This is a genomic window from Bacillus sp. TH50 (assembly GCF_016650565.1).
Lineage (GTDB): Bacteria > Bacillota > Bacilli > Bacillales > Bacillaceae_G > Bacillus_A > Bacillus_A mycoides.
In genome coordinates this window covers 432,080-453,284 of sequence record NZ_JAEKFM010000007.1, presented here as the reverse complement: position 1 = coordinate 453,284, position 21,205 = coordinate 432,080, and the positions used below count along the sequence as shown (strand labels likewise).

The window sequence follows — 21,205 nt, the reverse complement described above, 5'->3', positions numbered from 1 at the left end:
AATAAAAAAACCACTTCTGTATATAAGAAGTGGTTACAGCAAATAAAATTATAATTTATTCGTTGTTCCACTTCCCTTCGCTAGTATTATCTAGATCAGGTGTTGTAAGGGTTAAGGATTATTCCTCTCTCAGCACGAAAAGCACCCCTAGTGGTGTTAATATGAAATTTTCAAATAAAAAAGCCCCGTTTCTATACGCAAAGAAACGGGGACTCATTGTTAATGTCCGAATTGCTTCCCTACGCTAGCATAATCTAGATCAGGTAATAAAAAGGATCAAAGGCTTACGGCCCTACTCTCAGCTGGCAACACCAGCCCTCCTAGCAAACTATAAAATTATCACTGTCAGTATAACACCGCCATAAGACATCATCAACTGTTTTAATTTTCTTAATTAAGAATTAATTCTTAACGTGTTAAACAAATATAAATGCGACCTCACAAATGATATATACAATATTTATATACGAATCTCTCTTCTGACATTATTTTTATTGATTTCATATTACATTTATGTGAATACGACCAATATATTATATCTTTATACTATAATAAAATTACAACTATACAACTAGAGGAGGTCTTTATTACATGAATATGAAAGCCACAGCTTTAACAGCAACTACTATCGCAATTGCTTCTTTACTTCCTTCTATGGGAGAATCCGATATACAAACAGCGGCTGCTAAGCAACCATCTACAGTAAAAACTGGATATGTAAAAATTGACAACGTTGCACTACATCAAAATAGCCATACAGACAGTGCAATAATTGATACCATTCGATTTAATAGCCCGGTTACTATTCTTGAAACAGTTCAAGATTGGTATAAAGTATCTGTTAACAACAAAACAGGCTATATGAAAAAAGATGCAATTCTATTCAAAAAAAATGTTCAACCAAAGTCTCAATATATCGTAAATGCAAACGCATTAAACGTTCGTTCTGAACCTAATACAGAGTCTTCTATTCTAGATATATTACCAAATGGTCAATTCATTACCATTCAAGGTGAACAAGGAGATTGGTACAAAATATTACATAACGGTCAAATTGGTTACGTACAAAAAACATTTGTATCTAATGGATCCACACCTCTAGTAAAAGGTGTAACAGTACAAGGTTCTCCATCGTATACTGTTGCAACACCCAAATTAAATGTACGTAGCAATGCTAGCACAAGTGGCACTCTACTTGGCTCATTACAAAATGGTACACAAGTACAAGTAGTAGAAACGGTAGGTACTTGGTATAAAATTCGTTTTGGCACAGGATACGGATATGTAGCAAAACACTATGTAGTGCAAAATCAAAATCAAGCACAAGCTAAAACAGCTCAACCTGCATCAATTCCAGCAGTTTTCAAATTCCCTACTCAAGGGAAAATCAGCTCCACTTTTGATATGCGCTGGGAGCAAATGCATTATGGTATAGATATAGCAGCACAAGGAAATGTCTCTATTCAAGCTGCTGCTGCAGGTAAGGTTGTAAAATCTTATTATTCGGCTAGCTACGGCAATGTCGTGTTCATCGCCCATCAAATAAATGGGAAATTATATACAACAGTTTATGCTCATATGAAGGATCGCACTGTACAAGCTGGTGATCAAGTACAAACTGGACAATTAGTAGGTCATATGGGAAACACAGGTCATTCATACGGGCAACATCTCCATTTTGAATTACATAATGGGGAATGGAATTTTGAAAAAACAAATGCAGTAAACCCACTGCCATATTTAGTTAGGTAAATTATATGCCACGCAATATACCTCTCTTTATTGAATACCTGGCCTTTTTAGGTTTAATCTGTTGTTTAATCATTTATAATACGAACACTGTATTTTTATCTATTATTATTGCTTTTGTTGCTTTAGAAATCATTATGGAAGCATTACAAATGCGGCTAAAACAAAAAATTGCCCATATTTATAATGTAATTTTTCTTTTAAGTGCTCTTATAACAAATATAATTAGTAATGGTTTTTATTTATCTACCGTACTTCCTGTATTCTTTATAGGTGTTTTATTATTCATAGCTAGATACGTTCATGTTCCTAATAACCAAAAACATGAACAAGAAGCTTAGAAAGAGGAGACACTGTGTACCAATCTTTCAAAGATAATCCAATGAAATATATATTGAATTTATATGAAAAAATGAATACTTTTTTTGGTATACAAGGAAGTTATACTGCACAATTTCTCCTTTATGGAATGTTATTTCTTATCTTAGTTACTTTCTCCTTGCTTTACTAACAAAAAAAGGATCTCACATAAACTTGAGATCCTTTTTAATTTATATTAATTTTTAATATGTAAAATATGGTTTATCCACAAGCATATTTTTCATAAATGAAACTAAGATTATATTTTTTCTCTAAGCTCATTCTTTGTTCATCGTCGCACCAATAGAAAAGAATATCATGAATCGTTGCATAACGCTTATTTTTAAGAAATAGTTTAAAGAATGATGGTAAACAATCATGTAATTGTATAAATATATAATTGCGTAGTATTTCTTCTTTGTATTCAATTCCCTTACAAATATAAAGTAATTCTTCACAATAATATGCATGCTGTGGAACTTGGATCATTTCGAAAAATGGTACATATGATAGTAGCTTTCCAATAAAATGACCATACCGATCCATTACCCCTATCGTCATATGCTCCATCATTTCTTTCATCACATATAAATAATCATCTACATGAGTTGTCTTTAAAGGGTCTAATCGATCGGAAATTTGTGAAAGTACAGCTCTTTGACAAGCTAAAACTGCTTGACTAGGTCCATAATATGATAGGAAGTCTGTACACTTACGATACTTTCGTAATAAGTCATGTGTATATAAATCATACACAAAAGTATTACAATACATTGCCAGACTCATCATATCGCTATTTAATTTCTCTTTTGACAGTGTTTTCGCTCGCTTACACATATAAAAGAATGTAAATTCCAATACTTCTTTATGAGATAATAGATGTTTGCAATCTGTTATACATTTCTCACTAAATTTAACTCGATCCCAAATTTCTACATCCTCAGCTGTTAATTCACCAATACGATATTTAATAATTAAATAGTTTAAAGCAACTGCTTTCGTCAAAAGATCCCATGTTTCATACTCCAATGAAGTTCGGACAAATTCATCTAGCCCTTGGGTTATCATAAAAGCATTTGCCTCTTCATACCAACCAATCTCTTGACATAAACGAAGAATACGTACTAGAGTTGGAATTTCATCTTTATGAAACTGCGGTAAATTCTTTACTTTATTCATGCCATATACGATAAATGGCGCTAAATTTTCTTCTTTATAAAATTCTTTTTCTTTCCATACTAATATAGTTCGCTCTTTCCCTTCACCTTTTGGATGACAAGGTACAAGCAAAGAAAATAACTCAGCGAAATTATTTGGTTCTATATATGTATCTGTAACCAAATTCCAATTTGGATCGCCCTGTACAGCCCTCATATAATTCCCCTTCCCTTTTTATCCCGCTATTTGCGGGCAGTAAGACTCCCACCTCAAAATTCTGCGAATGCGAGGAAGTTAGGTGGGAGATAAAACTGCCCATAAAAGCCCGATTGGTTCAACTAATAATTATTTGGGGATGGACACCCCCCAATAATTAAAGTTTCACTTTATCTACGTAGGAAATATTAATTCATTATTACATCATTAACAACAAATATTGTTATATTCAAAATCTATAATAACACTTATATCTCTCAGTATATCATTTTTTCTCTTATTAAAAATTAGGAATGACAAATTTAAAAAAACTGTCAAAAATATTGACTCTATACTTATTATATAATGTCTCAGATACATCACGCTAACATATTAGTTTAATCCGTATATACTAGAATAATGTATCTGATCTTTATACATAATTTATTCCATATGCTCTGAGATTTCACTTAAAGCAAACCCTGCTTGATCATCTGCTGATTTTCTTATAGCTAAATCACCTAGTGCTAGCATCCCAACAAGTTGACCGCTCTCAACAACCGGTAACCGTCTAATTTGATATTGTGCCATTAATTCTGTAGCTTTTTCAATAGAATCGTCTGGAGAAACTGAAACAATGTTTGTTGTCATTACATTTGTAATTTGATTAGATCCAGGATGTTTTTCAGCAATCCCACGAACAACTAAGTCTCGATCAGTAACAAGCCCAACAACTTGTTTATTTTCAATAACAGGAATCAATCCAACCGATTCTTCCTTCATTTTTACAGCTGCCTCATATACATTGTCTAATGGTGTACAATGTACGATATGAGTACTCATAAGTTCTCTAACTTGCGTCATTTTTCATCTCCTCCTTTTAATACATACCATAGCTTTTCCTAAATCCCTTTATTTATTTCAGGAAAATAAGGTGATAAAAAGAGGCTTATACATAATAAAAAAGAGTCAGCAATATGCTGACTCTTTTTTTATGACCCGTACGGGATTCGAACCCGTGTTACCGCCGTGAAAGGGCGGTGTCTTAACCACTTGACCAACGGGCCATGGCTCCGCAGGTAGGACTCGAACCTACGACCGATCGGTTAACAGCCGATAGCTCTACCACTGAGCTACTGCGGAATATATATGGTGGGCCTAAATGGACTCGAACCATCGACCTCACGCTTATCAGGCGTGCGCTCTAACCAGCTGAGCTATAGGCCCATATACTTTACAGGGGCAGTAGGAATTGAACCCACACTGGAGGTTTTGGAGACCTCAGTTCTACCTTTAAACTATGCCCCTAAATGGTGCCGGCTAGAGGACTTGAACCCCCAACCTACTGATTACAAGTCAGTTGCTCTACCAATTGAGCTAAGCCGGCATAAAAAAAAACAAAAAAATGGTGGCTCGGGACGGAATCGAACCGCCGACACGAGGATTTTCAGTCCTCTGCTCTACCGACTGAGCTACCGAGCCAACATAAAATGGCGGTCCCGACCGGGGTCGAACCGGCGATCTCCTGCGTGACAGGCAGGCATGTTAACCACTACACCACGGGACCATTGGTTGCGGGGACAGGATTTGAACCTGCGACCTTCGGATTATGAGCCCGACGAGCTACCGTACTGCTCCACCCCGCGACGATATTATGTTTTAAAAATAAATGGAGGAGGTAGAGGGATTCGAACCCCCGCGCGACTCTCGCCGCCTGTCGGTTTTCAAGACCGATCCCTTCAGCCGAACTTGGGTATACCTCCATGAAGGAAAAATTAATATCTTATTCATTTTTATATGTAACTAAACCACTTTTTAAAAAAATGGAGGAGGTAGAGGGATTCGAACCCCCGCGCGACTCTCGCCGCCTGTCGGTTTTCAAGACCGATCCCTTCAGCCGAACTTGGGTATACCTCCGACATATAAAAAATAAAGTGGAGCCTAGCGGGATCGAACCGCTGACCTCCTGCGTGCAAGGCAGGCGCTCTCCCAGCTGAGCTAAGGCCCCATGTTTTTGGGAAAATCGGGAAGACAGGATTTGAACCTGCGACCCCCTGGTCCCAAACCAGGTGCTCTACCAAGCTGAGCCACTTCCCGTTAATAAAAGCGCGCCCGAGAGGAGTCGAACCCCTAACCTCTTGATCCGTAGTCAAACGCTCTATCCAATTGAGCTACGGGCGCATATGGTGCCGAGGGCGGGGGTCGAACCCGCACGGTGGTCACCCACCGCAGGATTTTAAGTCCTGTGCGTCTGCCTGTTCCGCCACCCCGGCATGTCATACTGAAAATTGGAGCGGAAGACGGGATTCGAACCCGCGACCCCAACCTTGGCAAGGTTGTATTCTACCACTGAACTACTTCCGCAAGACATGTTTGAATTATTTTATTAAAAGTGCGGGTGAAGGGAGTCGAACCCCCACGCCAAAGGCGCTAGATCCTAAGTCTAGTGCGTCTGCCAATTCCGCCACACCCGCATATTTTTTAAGAAAATGGTGAGCCATGAAGGATTCGAACCTTCGACCCTCTGATTAAAAGTCAGATGCTCTACCAACTGAGCTAATGGCTCTTAATGGCTGGGCTAGCTGGATTCGAACCAGCGCATGACGGAGTCAAAGTCCGTTGCCTTACCGCTTGGCTATAGCCCAATAATTAAGAAATGGTGGAGGGGGGCAGATTCGAACTGCCGAACCCGAAGGAGCGGATTTACAGTCCGCCGCGTTTAGCCACTTCGCTACCCCTCCGACATATATGGTGGAGGATGACGGGATCGAACCGCCGACCCCCTGCTTGTAAGGCAGGTGCTCTCCCAGCTGAGCTAATCCTCCATTTTGCCTGGCAACGTCCTACTCTCGCAGGGACAAGGTCCCAACTACCATTGGCGCTAGAGAGCTTAACTTCCGTGTTCGGTATGGGAACGGGTGTGACCTCTCTGCCATCATTACCAGACTATATTTGATTGAGACAAACATTATTATACTTGATTCACTTAGAAAGTCAATAAGTTTTTTATATTCTCTCAAAACTAGATAACGTTGCTTCATATTATATGGTTAAGTCCTCGATCTATTAGTATTCGTCAGCTCCACATGTCACCACGCTTCCACCTCGAACCTATCAACCTGATCATCTTTCAGGGATCTTACTAGCTTACGCTATGGGAAATCTCATCTTGAGGGGGGCTTCATGCTTAGATGCTTTCAGCACTTATCCCTTCCGCACATAGCTACCCAGCTATGCCCTTGGCAGAACAACTGGTACACCAGCGGTGCGTCCATCCCGGTCCTCTCGTACTAAGGACAGCTCCTCTCAAATTTCCTGCGCCCACGACGGATAGGGACCGAACTGTCTCACGACGTTCTGAACCCAGCTCGCGTACCGCTTTAATGGGCGAACAGCCCAACCCTTGGGACCGACTACAGCCCCAGGATGCGATGAGCCGACATCGAGGTGCCAAACCTCCCCGTCGATGTGGACTCTTGGGGGAGATAAGCCTGTTATCCCCGGGGTAGCTTTTATCCGTTGAGCGATGGCCCTTCCATGCGGAACCACCGGATCACTAAGCCCGACTTTCGTCCCTGCTCGACTTGTAGGTCTCGCAGTCAAGCTCCCTTATGCCTTTGCACTCTACGAATGATTTCCAACCATTCTGAGGGAACCTTTGGGCGCCTCCGTTACACTTTAGGAGGCGACCGCCCCAGTCAAACTGCCCACCTGACACTGTCTCCCGGGTCGATGAGACCCGTAGGTTAGAATTTCAATACAGTCAGGGCGGTATCCCACCAGCGCCTCCACCGAAGCTAGCGCTCCGGTTTCAATGGCTCCCGCCTATCCTGTACAAACTGTACCAAAATTCAATATCAGGCTACAGTAAAGCTCCACGGGGTCTTTCCGTCCTGTCGCGGGTAACCTGCATCTTCACAGGTACTATAATTTCACCGAGTCTCTGGTTGAGACAGTGCCCAAATCGTTACACCTTTCGTGCGGGTCGGAACTTACCCGACAAGGAATTTCGCTACCTTAGGACCGTTATAGTTACGGCCGCCGTTTACTGGGGCTTCAGTTCAGAGCTTCGCTTACGCTAACCCCTCTCCTTAACCTTCCAGCACCGGGCAGGTGTCAGCCCCTATACTTCGCCTTACGGCTTCGCAGAGACCTGTGTTTTTGCTAAACAGTCGCTTGGGCCTATTCACTGCGGCTTTCCGTTAAGAAAGCACCCCTTCTCCCGAAGTTACGGGGTCATTTTGCCGAGTTCCTTAACCAGAGTTCTCTCGCACACCTTAGGATTCTCTCCTCGCCTACCTGTGTCGGTTTGCGGTACAGGCACCTTTTATCTCGCTAGAAGCTTTTCTTGGCAGCGGGGAATCAAAGACTTCGCTCCATAAGGAGCTTCCCCATCACAGCTCAGCCTTCACGATAAGCGGATTTGCCTACTTATCAGCCTAACTGCTTGGACGTGCACAACCAATCGCACGCTTCTTCTATCCTTCTGCGTCCCTCCATTGCTCAAACGATAAAGAGGTGGTACAGGAATATCAACCTGTTGTCCATCGCCTACGCCTGTCGGCCTCGGCTTAGGTCCTGACTAACCCTGAGCGGACGAGCCTTCCTCAGGAAACCTTAGGCATTCGGTGGACGGGATTCTCACCCGTCTTTCGCTACTCATACCGGCATTCTCACTTCTAAGCGCTCCACCAGTCCTTCCGGTCTGACTTCACTGCACTTAGAACGCTCCCCTACCACTGATACCATTGGTATCAATTCGCAGCTTCGGTGGTGTATTTAGCCCCGGTACATTTTCGGCGCAGAGTCACTCGACTAGTGAGCTATTACGCACTCTTTAAATGGTGGCTGCTTCTGAGCCAACATCCTAGTTGTCTAAGCAACTCCACATCCTTTTCCACTTAATACACACTTTGGGACCTTAGCTGGCGATCTGGGCTGTTTCCCTCTTGACTACGGATCTTATCACTCGCAGTCTGACTCCTAAGGATAAGTCATTGGCATTCGGAGTTTGACTGAATTCGGTAATCCGATGAGGACCCCTAGTTCAATCAGTGCTCTACCTCCAAGACTCTTACACTTAAGGCTAGCCCTAAAGCTATTTCGGGGAGAACCAGCTATCTCCAGGTTCGATTGGAATTTCTCCGCTACCCACACCTCATCCCCGCACTTTTCAACGTGCGTGGGTTCGGGCCTCCATTCAGTGTTACCTGAACTTCACCCTGGACATGGGTAGATCACCTGGTTTCGGGTCTACGACCACGTACTAAACGCCCTATTCAGACTCGCTTTCGCTGCGGCTCCGCCTCTTCAGCTTAACCTCGCACGGGATCGTAACTCGCCGGTTCATTCTACAAAAGGCACGCCATCACCCATTAACGGGCTCTGACTATTTGTAGGCACACGGTTTCAGGATCTCTTTCACTCCCCTTCCGGGGTGCTTTTCACCTTTCCCTCACGGTACTGGTTCACTATCGATCACTAGGGAGTATTTAGCCTTGGGAGATGGTCCTCCCAGATTCCGACGGAATTTCACGTGTTCCGCCGTACTCAGGATACATTCAAGAGAGAACGAAGTTTCGACTACGGGGTTATTACCCTCTGTGACGGACCTTTCCAGGTCGCTTCGTCTACCTCGTTCCTTTGTAACTCCGTATAGAATGTCCTACAACCCCAAGAGGCAAGCCTCTTGGTTTGGGCTAGATTCCGTTTCGCTCGCCGCTACTCAGGAAATCGCATTTGCTTTCTCTTCCTCCAGGTACTTAGATGTTTCAGTTCCCTGGGTCTGTCTTCCATACCCTATGTATTCAGGTAAGGATACCATACCATTACGTATAGTGGGTTTCCCCATTCGGAAATCTTCGGATCAAAGCTTACTTACAGCTCCCCGAAGCATATCGGCGTTAGTCCCGTCCTTCATCGACTCCTAGTGTCAAGGCATCCACCGTGCGCCCTTTCTAACTTAACCAAACTAAAATTAAAAAAATATGAGCTACACTGTTATCTAGTTTTCAAAGAACATACATTTAAACTTGAGAGATAGTTCTCTCAAAACTGAACGAAACAAAACAAGTCAACGTTTATTGATGAACTGCGTTCATCAATTCTCCATAGAAAGGAGGTGATCCAGCCGCACCTTCCGATACGGCTACCTTGTTACGACTTCACCCCAATCATCTGTCCCACCTTAGGCGGCTGGCTCCATAAAGGTTACCCCACCGACTTCGGGTGTTACAAACTCTCGTGGTGTGACGGGCGGTGTGTACAAGGCCCGGGAACGTATTCACCGCGGCATGCTGATCCGCGATTACTAGCGATTCCAGCTTCATGTAGGCGAGTTGCAGCCTACAATCCGAACTGAGAACGGTTTTATGAGATTAGCTCCACCTCGCGGTCTTGCAGCTCTTTGTACCGTCCATTGTAGCACGTGTGTAGCCCAGGTCATAAGGGGCATGATGATTTGACGTCATCCCCACCTTCCTCCGGTTTGTCACCGGCAGTCACCTTAGAGTGCCCAACTTAATGATGGCAACTAAGATCGAGGGTTGCGCTCGTTGCGGGACTTAACCCAACATCTCACGACACGAGCTGACGACAACCATGCACCACCTGTCACTCTGCTCCCGAAGGAGAAGCTCTATCTCTAGAGTTTTCAGAGGATGTCAAGACCTGGTAAGGTTCTTCGCGTTGCTTCGAATTAAACCACATGCTCCACCGCTTGTGCGGGCCCCCGTCAATTCCTTTGAGTTTCAGCCTTGCGGCCGTACTCCCCAGGCGGAGTGCTTAATGCGTTAACTTCAGCACTAAAGGGCGGAAACCCTCTAACACTTAGCACTCATCGTTTACGGCGTGGACTACCAGGGTATCTAATCCTGTTTGCTCCCCACGCTTTCGCGCCTCAGTGTCAGTTACAGACCAGAAAGTCGCCTTCGCCACTGGTGTTCCTCCATATCTCTACGCATTTCACCGCTACACATGGAATTCCACTTTCCTCTTCTGCACTCAAGTCTCCCAGTTTCCAATGACCCTCCACGGTTGAGCCGTGGGCTTTCACATCAGACTTAAGAAACCACCTGCGCGCGCTTTACGCCCAATAATTCCGGATAACGCTTGCCACCTACGTATTACCGCGGCTGCTGGCACGTAGTTAGCCGTGGCTTTCTGGTTAGGTACCGTCAAGGTGCCAGCTTATTCAACTAGCACTTGTTCTTCCCTAACAACAGAGTTTTACGACCCGAAAGCCTTCATCACTCACGCGGCGTTGCTCCGTCAGACTTTCGTCCATTGCGGAAGATTCCCTACTGCTGCCTCCCGTAGGAGTCTGGGCCGTGTCTCAGTCCCAGTGTGGCCGATCACCCTCTCAGGTCGGCTACGCATCGTCGCCTTGGTGAGCCGTTACCTCACCAACTAGCTAATGCGACGCGGGTCCATCCATAAGTGACAGCCGAAGCCGCCTTTCAATTTCGAACTATGCAGTTCAAAATATTATCCGGTATTAGCCCCGGTTTCCCGGAGTTATCCCAGCCTTATGGGTAGGTTACCCACGTGTTACTCACCCGTCCGCCGCTAACTTCATAAGAGCAAGCTCTTAATCCATTCGCTCGACTTGCATGTATTAGGCACGCCGCCAGCGTTCATCCTGAGCCAGGATCAAACTCTCCAATAAAGTTAGTTTGTCTAGCATCTAAAAAATAAAAATTGACGTTCACGTTGTTTGTTTCGTTCAGTTTTCAAAGAACTTGTCTGCCGCTTCAAAAGCGACTTCATCATATTAACATCTTCATTTTTCGATGTCAACTATGTTTTTGAATTTCTTTTTTGTCGTTTTCTGCGTTTCCGCATCAGCGACGTTTATTAATATACCATCATGGTTTTTAAATAACAAGTATTTTTTATAAAAAATACAAAAAGTTATCTATCCTACTCTCTTCTATAGAAAGAACCCTTATCCTTTCTACTAAAAGCATTCATTTTGATTATATACAAGTTACTATACACTATCATCAACCAGGCAGTATTTCACAATAACTTCCTAACCTTTAGTCTTCTCCTTTTTTAATTTTATAATTACCATAGTTCTACTTAAGAAGGACAAATAATCATTTAAATGTAGAGTAACAAAAAACGTGGCCACTATACTAGAGCAAAACTTTAATTCCTGATTTTTCTCTCCAATCAGGAATTTTGCTTCCACAAATAACAAACTTCCCCTCGAAATATTAAATTAAGATTATTGTTAGAATTTTTTTACATTTAATTAATGAAAGATATCCAATTTTTGTTATATAGTAAGAAAGTGCCCACAAAACTATAAATAAACTAATGGAGGAATTATTTTATGGATAGGTTAACAAAATTTTCATTAAAAAACCGAGCCGCTATTATTATTATGGTTTTTCTCATTTCCATACTCGGTGTTTATTCCGGCTCTAAATTACCTATGGAATTTTTACCAAGCATCGATAACCCTGCAATAACTGTTACGACATTATCTCAAGGGCTCGATGCTGAAACGATGACCAAGGACGTAACTGATCCCCTTGAAAAACAATTTCGTAATTTAGAACATATCGATGGCATCACTTCTTCCACACATGAAGGATTATCACGCATCGACATTGCATATACATCCAAGGCAAATATGAAAGACGCGGCACGCGAAGTCGAAAAAACAATTAATACGATTAAATTACCTAAAGATGTAACTAAACCTGTTGTTAGTCAATTAAACACTTCTATGATTCCACTCGCTCAAATTACCATCCAGAAGCAAAACGGATTTTCAAAAGCTGACGAAAAACAAATTGAGAAAGAAATCGTACCACAACTCGAAAGCATTGATGGTGTTGCCAATGTTATGTTTTTCGGAAAATCAACTTCCGAATTATCCATCGTACTTGATCCTAACCAACTAAAAGATAAAAACGTAACATCACAGCAAGTACTAACAGTTTTACAAGGAAAAGAAACTTCCACTCCAGCCGGAGCAATTACCGTTAATAAGGCAGAATACAATCTTCGTGTCATCGGGGATATAAAAAATGTAAATGACATAAAAAACATCACCGTTACACCTCAAGTAAAATTACAAGATGTTGCTCAAATTGAATTAAAACAACATTACGATACAATCTCGCACATAAACGGGGAAGAAGGAACAGGATTAATCATCATGAAAGAGCCGAGTAAAAATGCGGTTGCAATCGGAAAAGAGATTGATAAAAAGATTAAAGATATAAGCAAGCAATATAAAGATCAATTCTCTATTAAACTTTTAGCTTCAACTCATGAGCAAGTTGAAAATGCTGTTACTAGTATGGGAAAAGAAGTAATCCTTGGGGCAATTGCTGCAACTCTCATTATCTTAATCTTTTTACGCAACTTCCGAACAACACTCATCGCTGTCGTTAGTATTCCATTATCTATTTTATTAACACTATTTTTACTCCATCAATCTAACATCACACTTAACATTCTAACTCTTGGTGGCTTAGCCGTTGCAGTTGGACGTCTCGTCGATGATAGTATCGTTGTCATCGAGAATATTTTCCGTCGTTTACAAAAAGAACCTTTCTCTAAAGATATTATTCTCGATGCAACAAAAGAGGTCGCCGTCGCAATTACCTCTTCTACTTTAACGACAGTCGCCGTTTTTTTACCTATCGGTCTCGTATCGGGAGTAATCGGAAAACTAATGTTACCTATGGTGTTAGCAGTTGTGTATTCTATACTTTCTTCCTTAATTGTGGCATTAACAGTCGTTCCACTTATGGCTTTTTTACTGCTCAAAAAAACAAAACGTCGCAATTCACATTCTTCACCGCGATATGTCACTACATTAAAGTGGGCTCTTTCTCATAAGTTTATCATTCTACTCACTTCTTTTTTATTATTTGCAGGATCAATTGCAGCCTACATACTACTTCCGAAAGCGAACATAAAGTCTGAAGACGATACAATGCTTTCCGTTAACATGACATTTCCAGGTGATTATGATTCTGAAGCTAAAAAACAAAAAGCCTTTGATTTCGAAAAGAAACTCCTCTCTAATTCTGATGTAACAGATGTTATTTTGCGAATGGGATCTAGCGCAGAAGATGCACAATGGGGACAGACAACTCAAAACAATCTTGCAACTATATTTGTAGTCTTTAAAAAAGGATCTGACATCGACCAATATATTAAAGAATTAAAAAAGGATCATAATACTTTTGAACCAGCTGAACTTGATTATATAAAAACGAGTTACTCTGACTCTGGAGGCGGAAACAACTTACAATTTAACGTAACCGCTACTAACGCAACAAATTTAAAAAAGGCCGCCAACATCGTCGAAACAAAACTAAAAGGTATGGACGATCTCTCTAAAGTAAAAACAAATATAGAAGACTCTAAAAAAGAATGGCAAATTCATATCGATCAAACAAAAGCGGAACAACACGGTTTAACACCAGAATTAGTAGCACAACAAGTATCATTCCTTATGAAGAAATCTCCTCTTGGGGAAATCTCAATCAATAATGAAAAAACAACCATTATGATAGAACATAAAAAAGCATCCATTAACAAACAAGAAGATATTTTAAACACAAACATACTATCACCTATTAACGGACCAATTCCTTTAAAAGACATTGCAACTATTTCAGAAAAACAACTTCAAACGGAAATCTTCCATAAAGATGGGAAAGAAACGATTCAAATTACTGCAGAAGCTTCAAGTGAGGATTTAAGCAAAGTAAGCGCAGAAGTAAACAAGGCGATAGCCGACTTAGATTTACCTAACGGAGCAAAAGTAAATGTCGCAGGCGCTACTGAATCTATGCAAGAGAACTTCACAGATTTATTCAAAATTATGGGTATCGCAATCGGGATTGTATATTTAATTATGGTTATCACATTCGGGCAAGCACGTGCTCCTTTCGCGATTTTATTCTCTTTACCATTAGCTGCTGTCGGCGGTATTTTAGGATTAATCATTTCAAGAACACCTGTTGACGTAAATTCATTAATCGGCGCATTAATGTTAATCGGGATTGTCGTTACAAATGCTATTGTATTAATAGAAAGAGTGCAACAAAATCGGGAAAACGGTATGGAAACCAGAGAAGCCTTACTAGAAGCAGGATCTACTAGATTACGCCCAATTATTATGACAGCTATAACAACAATCGTCGCTATGCTACCACTCCTCTTCGGGCAATCTCAAGCAGGAAGTATGGTATCGAAAAGTCTGGCCGTCGTTGTAATCGGTGGTTTGGCAGTCTCAACCGTTCTTACATTAGTAGTCGTTCCCGTTATGTATGAACTATTAGATAAAATCGGGAGAAAAAGACGCTCCCGCAGAAAAATAAGCACTTCTACAGAAACACCTGATATTTAAACTAAAAGGCGTTATCTTCAATTATGAAGATAACGCTTTTTTATCCCTCTACCTATCCATAATATAATCCATCACTTTTTTACCATACTTCTCTAGCGGCTCTCCAGAATCTACAATAAGATATTCACCATGTAAAGGCCTTTTACTGCCAGCCAGACATTTTTGAAATGCTACTTCTGATTCTACTTTTGTAATTTGACTTATCTTACGTTCACGCGTTTGTAACCTACGATTAATTTCTTCTATATTATTAAGATAACATTCAATATATTTATATGTAGCCCCATACTTCCGACATAAACCTATTCCTTTTCAAGCATCCCCTCATAGAGACATGGGCTATCTAATATAACACTATGTTCTTGTTCCAACAAAAAACCTATCAGTTTCCACTCAATATCATAGGAGACTCCCCCAACAACTGTCGATTCACTCCCTCTTACCGTTAATGATTTTAATAAATGTCCGTAAAAAAAACCCCTGTTTATAAACAGAGAGTTCTTTTACGGACATTTATGCCGCTTTTACCTTCTTCGTCGTTTTACGACTTTTTTTCGCTCCTGTAAAACGCTTGTGTAATACAGATGCTACGAAACGAGAAATGATATTAAAGAGTAATACCATAATAATTAATACAGCTGCAGATTTTGTTGCAATTAACTTCGCATCCGGGATAATCCCTTCAGAGTTTAATTTCCAAATGTGAACAGCTAACGTTTCAGCTGGTCTAAATGGATTTAAAGGATGCGAGGGGCTCGAGAAGTCCGCTGCTGAATTTAAAATAGGTGATGTTAAACCCGCTGTATAAATTAACGCCGCAGCTTCACCGAATATACGGCCTGCCGCTAAAATAATACCTGTAATGATTTGTGGTAACGAAGACGGGATAATGATGCGGGCAATTGTTTGCCATTTCGTTGCACCTAGTCCAAGACTCGCCTCTTTTACATTATGAGGAACTTCAGAAATCGCATTTTCACAAACGCGTGTTAAACCAGGCAAATTCAAAATAGTTAAAGCAAGAGCTCCACCCATTACTGTATATCCCCAGCCTGTCATGGTAACAAATACTAATAAGCCAAATAGTCCAACAACAATAGAAGGTAAAGACGCCATTGTTTCAATACATAAACGAACAAAACTTAAAAAACGACCTTGTTTTGCATACTCCGCTAAATATATTCCAGCCCCTAGTCCAAGAGGAATAGATATAATAAGTGTTATAACAAGCATGTAGAAAGAATTGAATAACTGTGGACCAATTCCTCCACCAGCTCTTGTATTGCTTGGTTCTCCGAATAAGAAACTAGGATCCCAAAATCCCCATCCCTTTTGCAGAATTTCGTACATTAAAAAAGCCAGCAAAGCTACAACTAAAGCTGCAACCCCATAAAAGATACTTGTCCAAACTTTATTTACCGTTCTTGCATTCATTATTATCGCTCACCTCTTTGACCAATCGCTCGAATTACTAAAATAAACAGGAATGAAATAACAAGTAAAATCATTGCTAACGTCCATAGCGCATTGTTCCAAGCTGTTCCGTTCAATGTATTCGTCATATCCATTGTCAGAATACCTGTTAACGTTGCTGTTGGACTATATATTCCTTCCGGTAATTTAATCGTGTTCCCGATTACCATTTGAACCGCTAACGCTTCACCAAAAGCACGCGCTAACCCTAAAACTATACCTGTTAAAATTCCTTGTTTTGCAGCAGGAACAATAACTCGGCTAATCGCTTGCCATTTCGTCGATCCTAGACCGTAAGAAGCTTCCAAGTAATCAAACGGAACAGAGCGTATTGCATCAGAGGCAATACTAGCAATAGTAGGTAAAATCATAATACTCAGGACAATAATACCCGCAATTAAACTAAATCCCACTCCACCGAACGAATCCCGTAATAGAGGAACCAAGATCGTAACCCCTAATAATCCGTATACAACTGATGGAATACCAACTAATAATTCTAAAACAGGCTTTAATACTTTATTCCCAAACTTCGGCGAAATTAAATTCATGAATATAGCAAGAGCTATAGCAATTGGTGCACTAATGACAACAGCACCTAACGACACAAGCGTCGAACCGACAATAAAGATGACAGCACCATACGTACCTTGATCAGCATTTGGATTCCAGTTTGTCGAAGTTAACACCTCAGAAAATGAGATACCACTTTGCGTGAAAGATTGAATTCCTTTGCCGCAAATAAACGCAATAATAGCTAATGTAATAAAAACAATAAAGATACCGCAAAACGTAACAAGTGATCTACCTATATATTCACTCTTTACGTAATTAATTTGTTTTTTCCCCTTCATCACAGGACAGACCCCACTTCATAGATTGCATTGAACAGGACTGGCCTTGCAGCCAGCCCCATAAAATTTTATTACTTATTTAATTTAGACATTGGGATGTAACCCATATCTTCTACTTGTTTTTCGAAATCTTTACCTTTTACATAGTCAATGTAAGCTTTTGTCGCTTCTTTTGCCTCACCTTTAGTTACCATGTACTCGTAAGACCAGAATGGATATTTACCAGCAGAAATATTTTCAACTTTCGGTTCAGATCCATCAATTTTAACCGTTTGTAACGCACCTTTTTTCTCACCAACCATGTAAGACATTGCTAAGTAACTAACTGAACCTGGAGTAGAGTTAATCGCTTGCTCTACAGCACCATTAGAATCTTGTGTTGTACCAGTTCCATCATTAATCTTCGCGTCTTTCATCACTGTCTTTTCAAAAGTAGCACGTGTACCAGATGAAGCTGGTCGGTTAATTACATTGATTTTTTCATCTTTTCCGCCTACTTCTTTCCAATTCGTTACTTTTCCAGTGAAGATATCTTGCACTTGTTTTACTGTTAAGTTATCAACTTTTACATCTTTATTTACGACAAGTGCGAATGCGATACCCGCAACTTTGTTATCTACTAATTCTTTTGCTTTTTCAGCATCTTTTATTTTATCTCCAGCTGGAACATCTGAGTTACCAATTTGCACTGCACCAGATGCTACTTGGTTAATCCCAGTTCCACTACCGCCACCTTGAACTTGAATAGAAACCTTTGAATTTTTCTCCATGAATTTCTTTCCAGCTTCCTCCGCAAGAGGTTGAAGAGCTGTAGAGCCAGCCGCTGCAATCGTACCTGATAATTCTTGTTTTGCATCGCTACCTTTAGCAGCTTCCTTATTATCCGTACTTTCTGCTTTTCCACATCCAACTAATGCACCTGCAACAACTAAAGCCGCTAAAGAAAATTTAATACCCTTTTTCATAACCATGTCTTGTACCCCCATTTGGATTATCACTTTTCGAATTCATCTTCTTTCGAACACAAATTCATTGTAGGACAACAATATTATGTGAGTGTTAAGCAATTTTTAAGTTTAAGTAAATAGGGGTAACATCCCGCAAAAGCTAGACATTCCAACATTTATAGTTGAAAAACCCAACAAAACCCACACTAAACATGCATTATTGTAAATTTAATCTTAACAATGTAAAGCTAGTGTAAATAATTTTCTGCATTTTCCCCTTTAGATTAAAACTACATTTACAATCACCCTATATTTTTAAGGTTTTACACCCTTACTTTATTTACATTGAGAAGAATTTCAGTAATATTTTTTGGTACAACTAAATAAATTGGAACAATTCTAAAAATAATTGAATATTTTTAAAGTACTAATTGACAGCATCATTAAATGTAGTCTAATATATTAGTATCAAAAAGTTTACCTAAGGAAACTTTTTAAACTTAAACTAACAATATAGAGATGAGGTAACTTTTATGGTATCGGCTAATACAAAACCACTTTCTGAATTTAAAACAGGAGAGTTTGTACAAATTGAGAAGATACAATTAGAAGGAACTATGAAACGACGTTTATTAGATTTAGGCTTTTTTCCTGGAGCGACAATTAAAGTATTACAACGCAGCCCACTTGGAGACCCAGTTGCTTATCAAGTAAGCAACACAACTATTGCACTGCGTAGTGAAGAAAGCTCCCTTATTTTCGGGGTATTAATAGGAGATGATTTCAGATGAGTAACCACCGCATTGCGTTAGCTGGTAACCCGAATACCGGAAAAAGTACATTATTTAATACTTTAACAGGCTTAAAACAACATACTGGAAACTGGACGGGGAAAACTGTTTTAAAGGCTGAAGGGGAATATAAGCACGGCGGAAATATATATACAATAATAGATTTACCTGGAACTTACTCACTGTATTCAAATTCGGCAGATGAAGAAGTAGCACGAGATTATATTATATTTGAAAAACCAGAAGTAACTGTAGTTGTTATAGATGCAACTGCAATGGAAAGAAATTTAAATTTAGCACTCCAAGTAATGGAAATGACAAACGATGTGGTCATTTGTATTAACTTAATTGATGAAGCGGAGAAAAAAGGAATCATTATTGACGAAAAGAAATTAGCAAAATCACTCGGTGTACCTGTAGTGAAGATTTCTGCTCGCAACCGAGTAGGCATTGGTCATTTGCTAAATGTCATCGCTAAAGTAGCAAATAAAAAACTAATTCCAACACCACTTAAAATTACTTATAACGATAAAATCGAAAATATGATTCAGGAATTAGAACCACAAATTTATAAAGTATTCGGTGATACGTATCCAGCACGTTGGATTGCATTACGTATATTAGATGGCGATAAGAATTTCTTAACTACACTTCAAAAACACCATAACGAACCACTTGTAAGGGAGGTTGTGATCAATGGAATCTCACTCAGCCAGTAAAGCTCTTCCGCTGGACTATATTGTTCAACATGCACAAACACTTTCAAAAGAAGATATACGAGATGATATTGTCGGAGATATTTATCGAACCTCCGCAAGTATATGTAAAGAAGCTGTCCAATATACAAATACCGATAAATTGTATCGTTCTGAAAAACTAGATAAAATTTTCACATCTCCAATCTGGGGATTCCCAATTATGCTCGGTATTTTATCTATTATTTTTTATCTTACAATTGCAGGCGCTAACGTACCTTCTGATATGATCGCTAAGTTCTTTGGCTGGGTAGAAGGATATTTAACATCTTGGTTCCAAGCAGCGCATGCACCTGAATGGTTACATGGCATTTTAATACTTGGTTTATTCCGCGGTATCGGTGCTGTTATTAGCGTTATGTTACCACCTATGGCAATCTTTTTCCCTATGTTCGCGCTATTAGAAAACTACGGATATTTACCACGTGTCGCATTTAACATGGACCGCTTATTCAAACGATCTGGTGCACATGGCAAGCAATCTTTAACAATGGCAATGGGATTCGGTTGTAATGCAGCTGCCATCATGTCAACACGTATTATTGAATCACCACGTGAACGTATGCTTGCAATCTTAACAAACAACTTCGTTCCTTGTAACGGTCGCTGGCCTATGTTAATTTTAATGGCTTCATTATTTATGGCTGCTGGTTATACAGGTAGTATGCAAACACTTGTTACTGCTGGCGTTGTAGTTGGAATGGTTGTAATTGGTGTTATTATGACATTAACTGTTTCTTGGGTACTATCAAAAACAGCTTTAAAAGGTGTGCCAACTCACTACACTCTTGAGTTACCGCCGTACCGTAAGCCAAAAGTTTGGAATACAATTGTACGTGCAACACTCGATAAATCAATATATGTTTTAAAACGAGCTATAGTTGTAGCTGCCCCTGCAGCTGCATTAACTTGGTTACTTGCTAATATTTTCATCGGTGACACAAGCTTACTTATGTATTTTGTAAACTTCCTAGATCCATTCGCTAAAATGTTAGGACTTGATGGCTTTATTTTAGCTGCATTCATTCTTGGGCTACCAGCTAATGAAATTGTCATCCCGATTTTATTAATGTCTTATTTATCAACTGGTGCTTTAACTGAAATAGATGATTTTAATCAAATTAAAAATCTATTCTTAGAACACGGTTGGACTTGGTTAACTGCGTTAAACACAATGTTGTTCTCTCTTCTTCATTTCCCGTGCGGAACAACACTAGTTAACATATATAAAGAAACAAAAAGTGCAAAATGGACATTCTTATCGTTCGCAATCCCTACCGTTATCGCCATTGTTGTGACATTCCTCTCTACACAATTGGTACATTGGTTAGGGCTTGTATAAAAACAAAGCATACATAGAAGGTATCCCCCTTCACATATGCTTTGTGTGAAAGAAACCTGAAATTATTCAGGTTTCTTTTTTTCTTTCCACGGCTGCGCTCCATACGTTGTGAGTTTTTTATGAATAAAGTATATGGCTCCCGGAAGAACCGCCATTAATATCGTGCAGCTAATTCCTAATCCAGTAAACAACTTCCAT

At 40.1% G+C, this 21,205-nt stretch carries 12 protein-coding genes, 20 tRNA genes, 3 rRNA genes, 1 pseudogene and 2 riboswitches; of the genes and pseudogenes, 6 read left to right on the top strand and 30 right to left on the bottom strand.

The window, feature by feature from the left end; translation table 11 throughout:
* Window positions 1-55: 55 nt before the first annotated feature.
* Window positions 56-159, bottom strand: a riboswitch (TPP riboswitch).
* 60 nt (window positions 160-219) lie between these two features.
* A riboswitch (TPP riboswitch) is annotated at window positions 220-332 on the bottom strand.
* Between the two features lie 259 nt (window positions 333-591).
* Entirely contained in the window at window positions 592-1,752 is a 1,161-nt protein-coding gene (locus tag JFU23_RS19395) for an SH3 domain-containing protein (protein ID WP_061675220.1), read from the top strand.
* A 5-nt stretch (window positions 1,753-1,757) separates the two neighbouring features.
* Window positions 1,758-2,090, top strand: a complete 333-nt coding sequence (locus tag JFU23_RS19390) for a hypothetical protein (RefSeq protein WP_002010638.1) — start codon at window positions 1,758-1,760, stop codon at window positions 2,088-2,090.
* A 241-nt stretch (window positions 2,091-2,331) separates the two neighbouring features.
* On the opposite strand, the gene JFU23_RS19385 is transcribed toward JFU23_RS19390, so the two are convergent.
* The 25 genes from JFU23_RS19385 to JFU23_RS19265 form a co-directional block, all read right to left on the bottom strand.
* On the bottom strand, window positions 2,332-3,483 hold the full coding sequence (locus JFU23_RS19385; protein WP_002188350.1) for a DUF3965 domain-containing protein: 1,152 nt from the start codon (window positions 3,481-3,483) through the stop codon (window positions 2,332-2,334).
* A 423-nt stretch (window positions 3,484-3,906) separates the two neighbouring features.
* Entirely contained in the window at window positions 3,907-4,326 is a 420-nt protein-coding gene (locus tag JFU23_RS19380; protein WP_002010634.1) for a CBS domain-containing protein, read from the bottom strand.
* Between the two features lie 131 nt (window positions 4,327-4,457).
* Window positions 4,458-4,529, bottom strand: a tRNA-Glu gene (locus JFU23_RS19375).
* Window position 4,530: 1 nt separating this feature from the next.
* A tRNA-Asn gene (locus JFU23_RS19370) sits at window positions 4,531-4,605 on the bottom strand.
* A gap of 7 nt (window positions 4,606-4,612) precedes the next feature.
* Window positions 4,613-4,689, bottom strand: a tRNA-Ile gene (locus tag JFU23_RS19365).
* Between the two features lie 10 nt (window positions 4,690-4,699).
* Window positions 4,700-4,770, bottom strand: a tRNA-Trp gene (locus JFU23_RS19360).
* Between the two features lie 3 nt (window positions 4,771-4,773).
* A tRNA-Thr gene (locus JFU23_RS19355) sits at window positions 4,774-4,849 on the bottom strand.
* Window positions 4,850-4,868: 19 nt separating this feature from the next.
* Window positions 4,869-4,944 (bottom strand) — tRNA-Phe (locus JFU23_RS19350).
* A 9-nt stretch (window positions 4,945-4,953) separates the two neighbouring features.
* Window positions 4,954-5,029 (bottom strand) — tRNA-Asp (locus tag JFU23_RS19345).
* A gap of 2 nt (window positions 5,030-5,031) precedes the next feature.
* Window positions 5,032-5,108, bottom strand: a tRNA-Met gene (locus tag JFU23_RS19340).
* 24 nt (window positions 5,109-5,132) lie between these two features.
* A tRNA-Ser gene (locus JFU23_RS19335) sits at window positions 5,133-5,225 on the bottom strand.
* A gap of 61 nt (window positions 5,226-5,286) precedes the next feature.
* A tRNA-Ser gene (locus JFU23_RS19330) sits at window positions 5,287-5,379 on the bottom strand.
* An 18-nt stretch (window positions 5,380-5,397) separates the two neighbouring features.
* Window positions 5,398-5,470: transfer RNA gene (locus JFU23_RS19325), tRNA-Ala, on the bottom strand.
* Window positions 5,471-5,485: 15 nt separating this feature from the next.
* Window positions 5,486-5,559: transfer RNA gene (locus JFU23_RS19320), tRNA-Pro, on the bottom strand.
* Between the two features lie 10 nt (window positions 5,560-5,569).
* Window positions 5,570-5,643 (bottom strand) — tRNA-Arg (locus JFU23_RS19315).
* 3 nt (window positions 5,644-5,646) lie between these two features.
* Window positions 5,647-5,735, bottom strand: a tRNA-Leu gene (locus JFU23_RS19310).
* A 16-nt stretch (window positions 5,736-5,751) separates the two neighbouring features.
* Window positions 5,752-5,826, bottom strand: a tRNA-Gly gene (locus JFU23_RS19305).
* Between the two features lie 29 nt (window positions 5,827-5,855).
* A tRNA-Leu gene (locus JFU23_RS19300) sits at window positions 5,856-5,936 on the bottom strand.
* A gap of 16 nt (window positions 5,937-5,952) precedes the next feature.
* Window positions 5,953-6,028, bottom strand: a tRNA-Lys gene (locus JFU23_RS19295).
* Window positions 6,029-6,032: 4 nt separating this feature from the next.
* Window positions 6,033-6,107: transfer RNA gene (locus JFU23_RS19290), tRNA-Gln, on the bottom strand.
* A 12-nt stretch (window positions 6,108-6,119) separates the two neighbouring features.
* Window positions 6,120-6,203: transfer RNA gene (locus JFU23_RS19285), tRNA-Tyr, on the bottom strand.
* An 8-nt stretch (window positions 6,204-6,211) separates the two neighbouring features.
* Window positions 6,212-6,287, bottom strand: a tRNA-Val gene (locus JFU23_RS19280).
* Window positions 6,288-6,292: 5 nt separating this feature from the next.
* A 5S ribosomal RNA gene (gene rrf, locus JFU23_RS19275) occupies window positions 6,293-6,408 on the bottom strand.
* Window positions 6,409-6,508: 100 nt separating this feature from the next.
* Window positions 6,509-9,430: ribosomal RNA gene (locus tag JFU23_RS19270) — 23S ribosomal RNA — on the bottom strand.
* 146 nt (window positions 9,431-9,576) lie between these two features.
* Window positions 9,577-11,128: ribosomal RNA gene (locus tag JFU23_RS19265) — 16S ribosomal RNA — on the bottom strand.
* The 16S, 23S and 5S rRNA genes sit together here with 20 tRNA genes alongside, the layout of an rRNA operon.
* A gap of 672 nt (window positions 11,129-11,800) precedes the next feature.
* Here JFU23_RS19265 and JFU23_RS19260 point away from each other — a divergent pair.
* A complete protein-coding gene (locus tag JFU23_RS19260) occupies window positions 11,801-14,845 on the top strand; it encodes an efflux RND transporter permease subunit (RefSeq protein WP_201032494.1) in 3,045 nt (1,014 codons plus the stop codon).
* A gap of 48 nt (window positions 14,846-14,893) precedes the next feature.
* Here the strand turns inward: JFU23_RS19260 and JFU23_RS30600 are convergent.
* The 4 genes and pseudogenes from JFU23_RS30600 to JFU23_RS19245 all read right to left on the bottom strand — a co-directional run.
* Window positions 14,894-15,306: pseudogene (locus JFU23_RS30600) on the bottom strand (P-loop nucleotide/nucleoside kinase family protein); the annotation flags it as partial.
* A 52-nt stretch (window positions 15,307-15,358) separates the two neighbouring features.
* Window positions 15,359-16,279 carry a phosphate ABC transporter permease PstA gene (pstA, locus tag JFU23_RS19255; protein ID WP_201032493.1) on the bottom strand — a complete coding sequence of 307 codons (921 nt, stop codon included), beginning with the start codon at window positions 16,277-16,279 and terminating at the stop codon, window positions 15,359-15,361.
* Window positions 16,280-16,281: 2 nt separating this feature from the next.
* On the bottom strand, window positions 16,282-17,172 hold the full coding sequence (pstC, locus tag JFU23_RS19250; RefSeq protein ID WP_012260333.1) for a phosphate ABC transporter permease subunit PstC: 891 nt from the start codon (window positions 17,170-17,172) through the stop codon (window positions 16,282-16,284).
* A 71-nt stretch (window positions 17,173-17,243) separates the two neighbouring features.
* Window positions 17,244-18,143 (bottom strand): phosphate ABC transporter substrate-binding protein PstS family protein, encoded by a 900-nt coding sequence (locus tag JFU23_RS19245; RefSeq protein ID WP_000245113.1) that lies wholly within the window; start codon window positions 18,141-18,143, stop codon window positions 17,244-17,246.
* A 509-nt stretch (window positions 18,144-18,652) separates the two neighbouring features.
* Here JFU23_RS19245 and JFU23_RS19240 point away from each other — a divergent pair.
* Genes JFU23_RS19240 through JFU23_RS19230 form a run of 3 tightly spaced genes read left to right on the top strand, consistent with a single transcriptional unit; the run spans window position 18,653 to window position 21,007 of the window.
* A complete protein-coding gene (locus JFU23_RS19240; protein ID WP_002134462.1) occupies window positions 18,653-18,910 on the top strand; it encodes a FeoA family protein in 258 nt (85 codons plus the stop codon).
* Complete coding sequence (locus JFU23_RS19235; RefSeq protein ID WP_201032492.1) at window positions 18,907-19,629, top strand: FeoB small GTPase domain-containing protein; 723 nt, start codon at window positions 18,907-18,909, stop codon at window positions 19,627-19,629. Before JFU23_RS19240 ends, JFU23_RS19235 begins: the two co-directional genes overlap by 4 nt.
* Entirely contained in the window at window positions 19,607-21,007 is a 1,401-nt protein-coding gene (locus tag JFU23_RS19230) for a nucleoside recognition domain-containing protein (RefSeq protein WP_085309169.1), read from the top strand. The genes JFU23_RS19235 and JFU23_RS19230 overlap by 23 nt, the downstream gene beginning before the upstream one ends.
* A gap of 62 nt (window positions 21,008-21,069) precedes the next feature.
* On the opposite strand, the gene JFU23_RS30955 is transcribed toward JFU23_RS19230, so the two are convergent.
* Window positions 21,070-21,198 carry a hypothetical protein gene (locus JFU23_RS30955; protein WP_000493988.1) on the bottom strand — a complete coding sequence of 43 codons (129 nt, stop codon included), beginning with the start codon at window positions 21,196-21,198 and terminating at the stop codon, window positions 21,070-21,072.
* Window positions 21,199-21,205 lie beyond the last annotated feature (7 nt).

Bases quoted from the DNA above. Each gene is read 5' to 3' on its own strand.
- JFU23_RS19240 (WP_002134462.1), top strand. From the start codon at position 18,653: ATGGTATCGGCTAATACAAAACCACTTTCTGAATTTAAAACAGGAGAG.
- JFU23_RS19230 (WP_085309169.1), top strand. From the start codon at position 19,607: ATGGAATCTCACTCAGCCAGTAAAGCTCTTCCGCTGGACTATATTGTT.
- JFU23_RS19235 (WP_201032492.1), top strand. From the start codon at position 18,907: ATGAGTAACCACCGCATTGCGTTAGCTGGTAACCCGAATACCGGAAAA.
- JFU23_RS19260 (WP_201032494.1), top strand. From the start codon at position 11,801: ATGGATAGGTTAACAAAATTTTCATTAAAAAACCGAGCCGCTATTATT.
- pstC (WP_012260333.1), bottom strand. From the start codon at position 17,172: ATGAAGGGGAAAAAACAAATTAATTACGTAAAGAGTGAATATATAGGT.
- pstA (WP_201032493.1), bottom strand. From the start codon at position 16,279: ATGAATGCAAGAACGGTAAATAAAGTTTGGACAAGTATCTTTTATGGG.
- JFU23_RS19380 (WP_002010634.1), bottom strand. From the start codon at position 4,326: ATGACGCAAGTTAGAGAACTTATGAGTACTCATATCGTACATTGTACA.
- JFU23_RS19245 (WP_000245113.1), bottom strand. From the start codon at position 18,143: ATGGTTATGAAAAAGGGTATTAAATTTTCTTTAGCGGCTTTAGTTGTT.
- JFU23_RS19390 (WP_002010638.1), top strand. From the start codon at position 1,758: ATGCCACGCAATATACCTCTCTTTATTGAATACCTGGCCTTTTTAGGT.
- JFU23_RS19395 (WP_061675220.1), top strand. From the start codon at position 592: ATGAATATGAAAGCCACAGCTTTAACAGCAACTACTATCGCAATTGCT.
- JFU23_RS19385 (WP_002188350.1), bottom strand. From the start codon at position 3,483: ATGAGGGCTGTACAGGGCGATCCAAATTGGAATTTGGTTACAGATACA.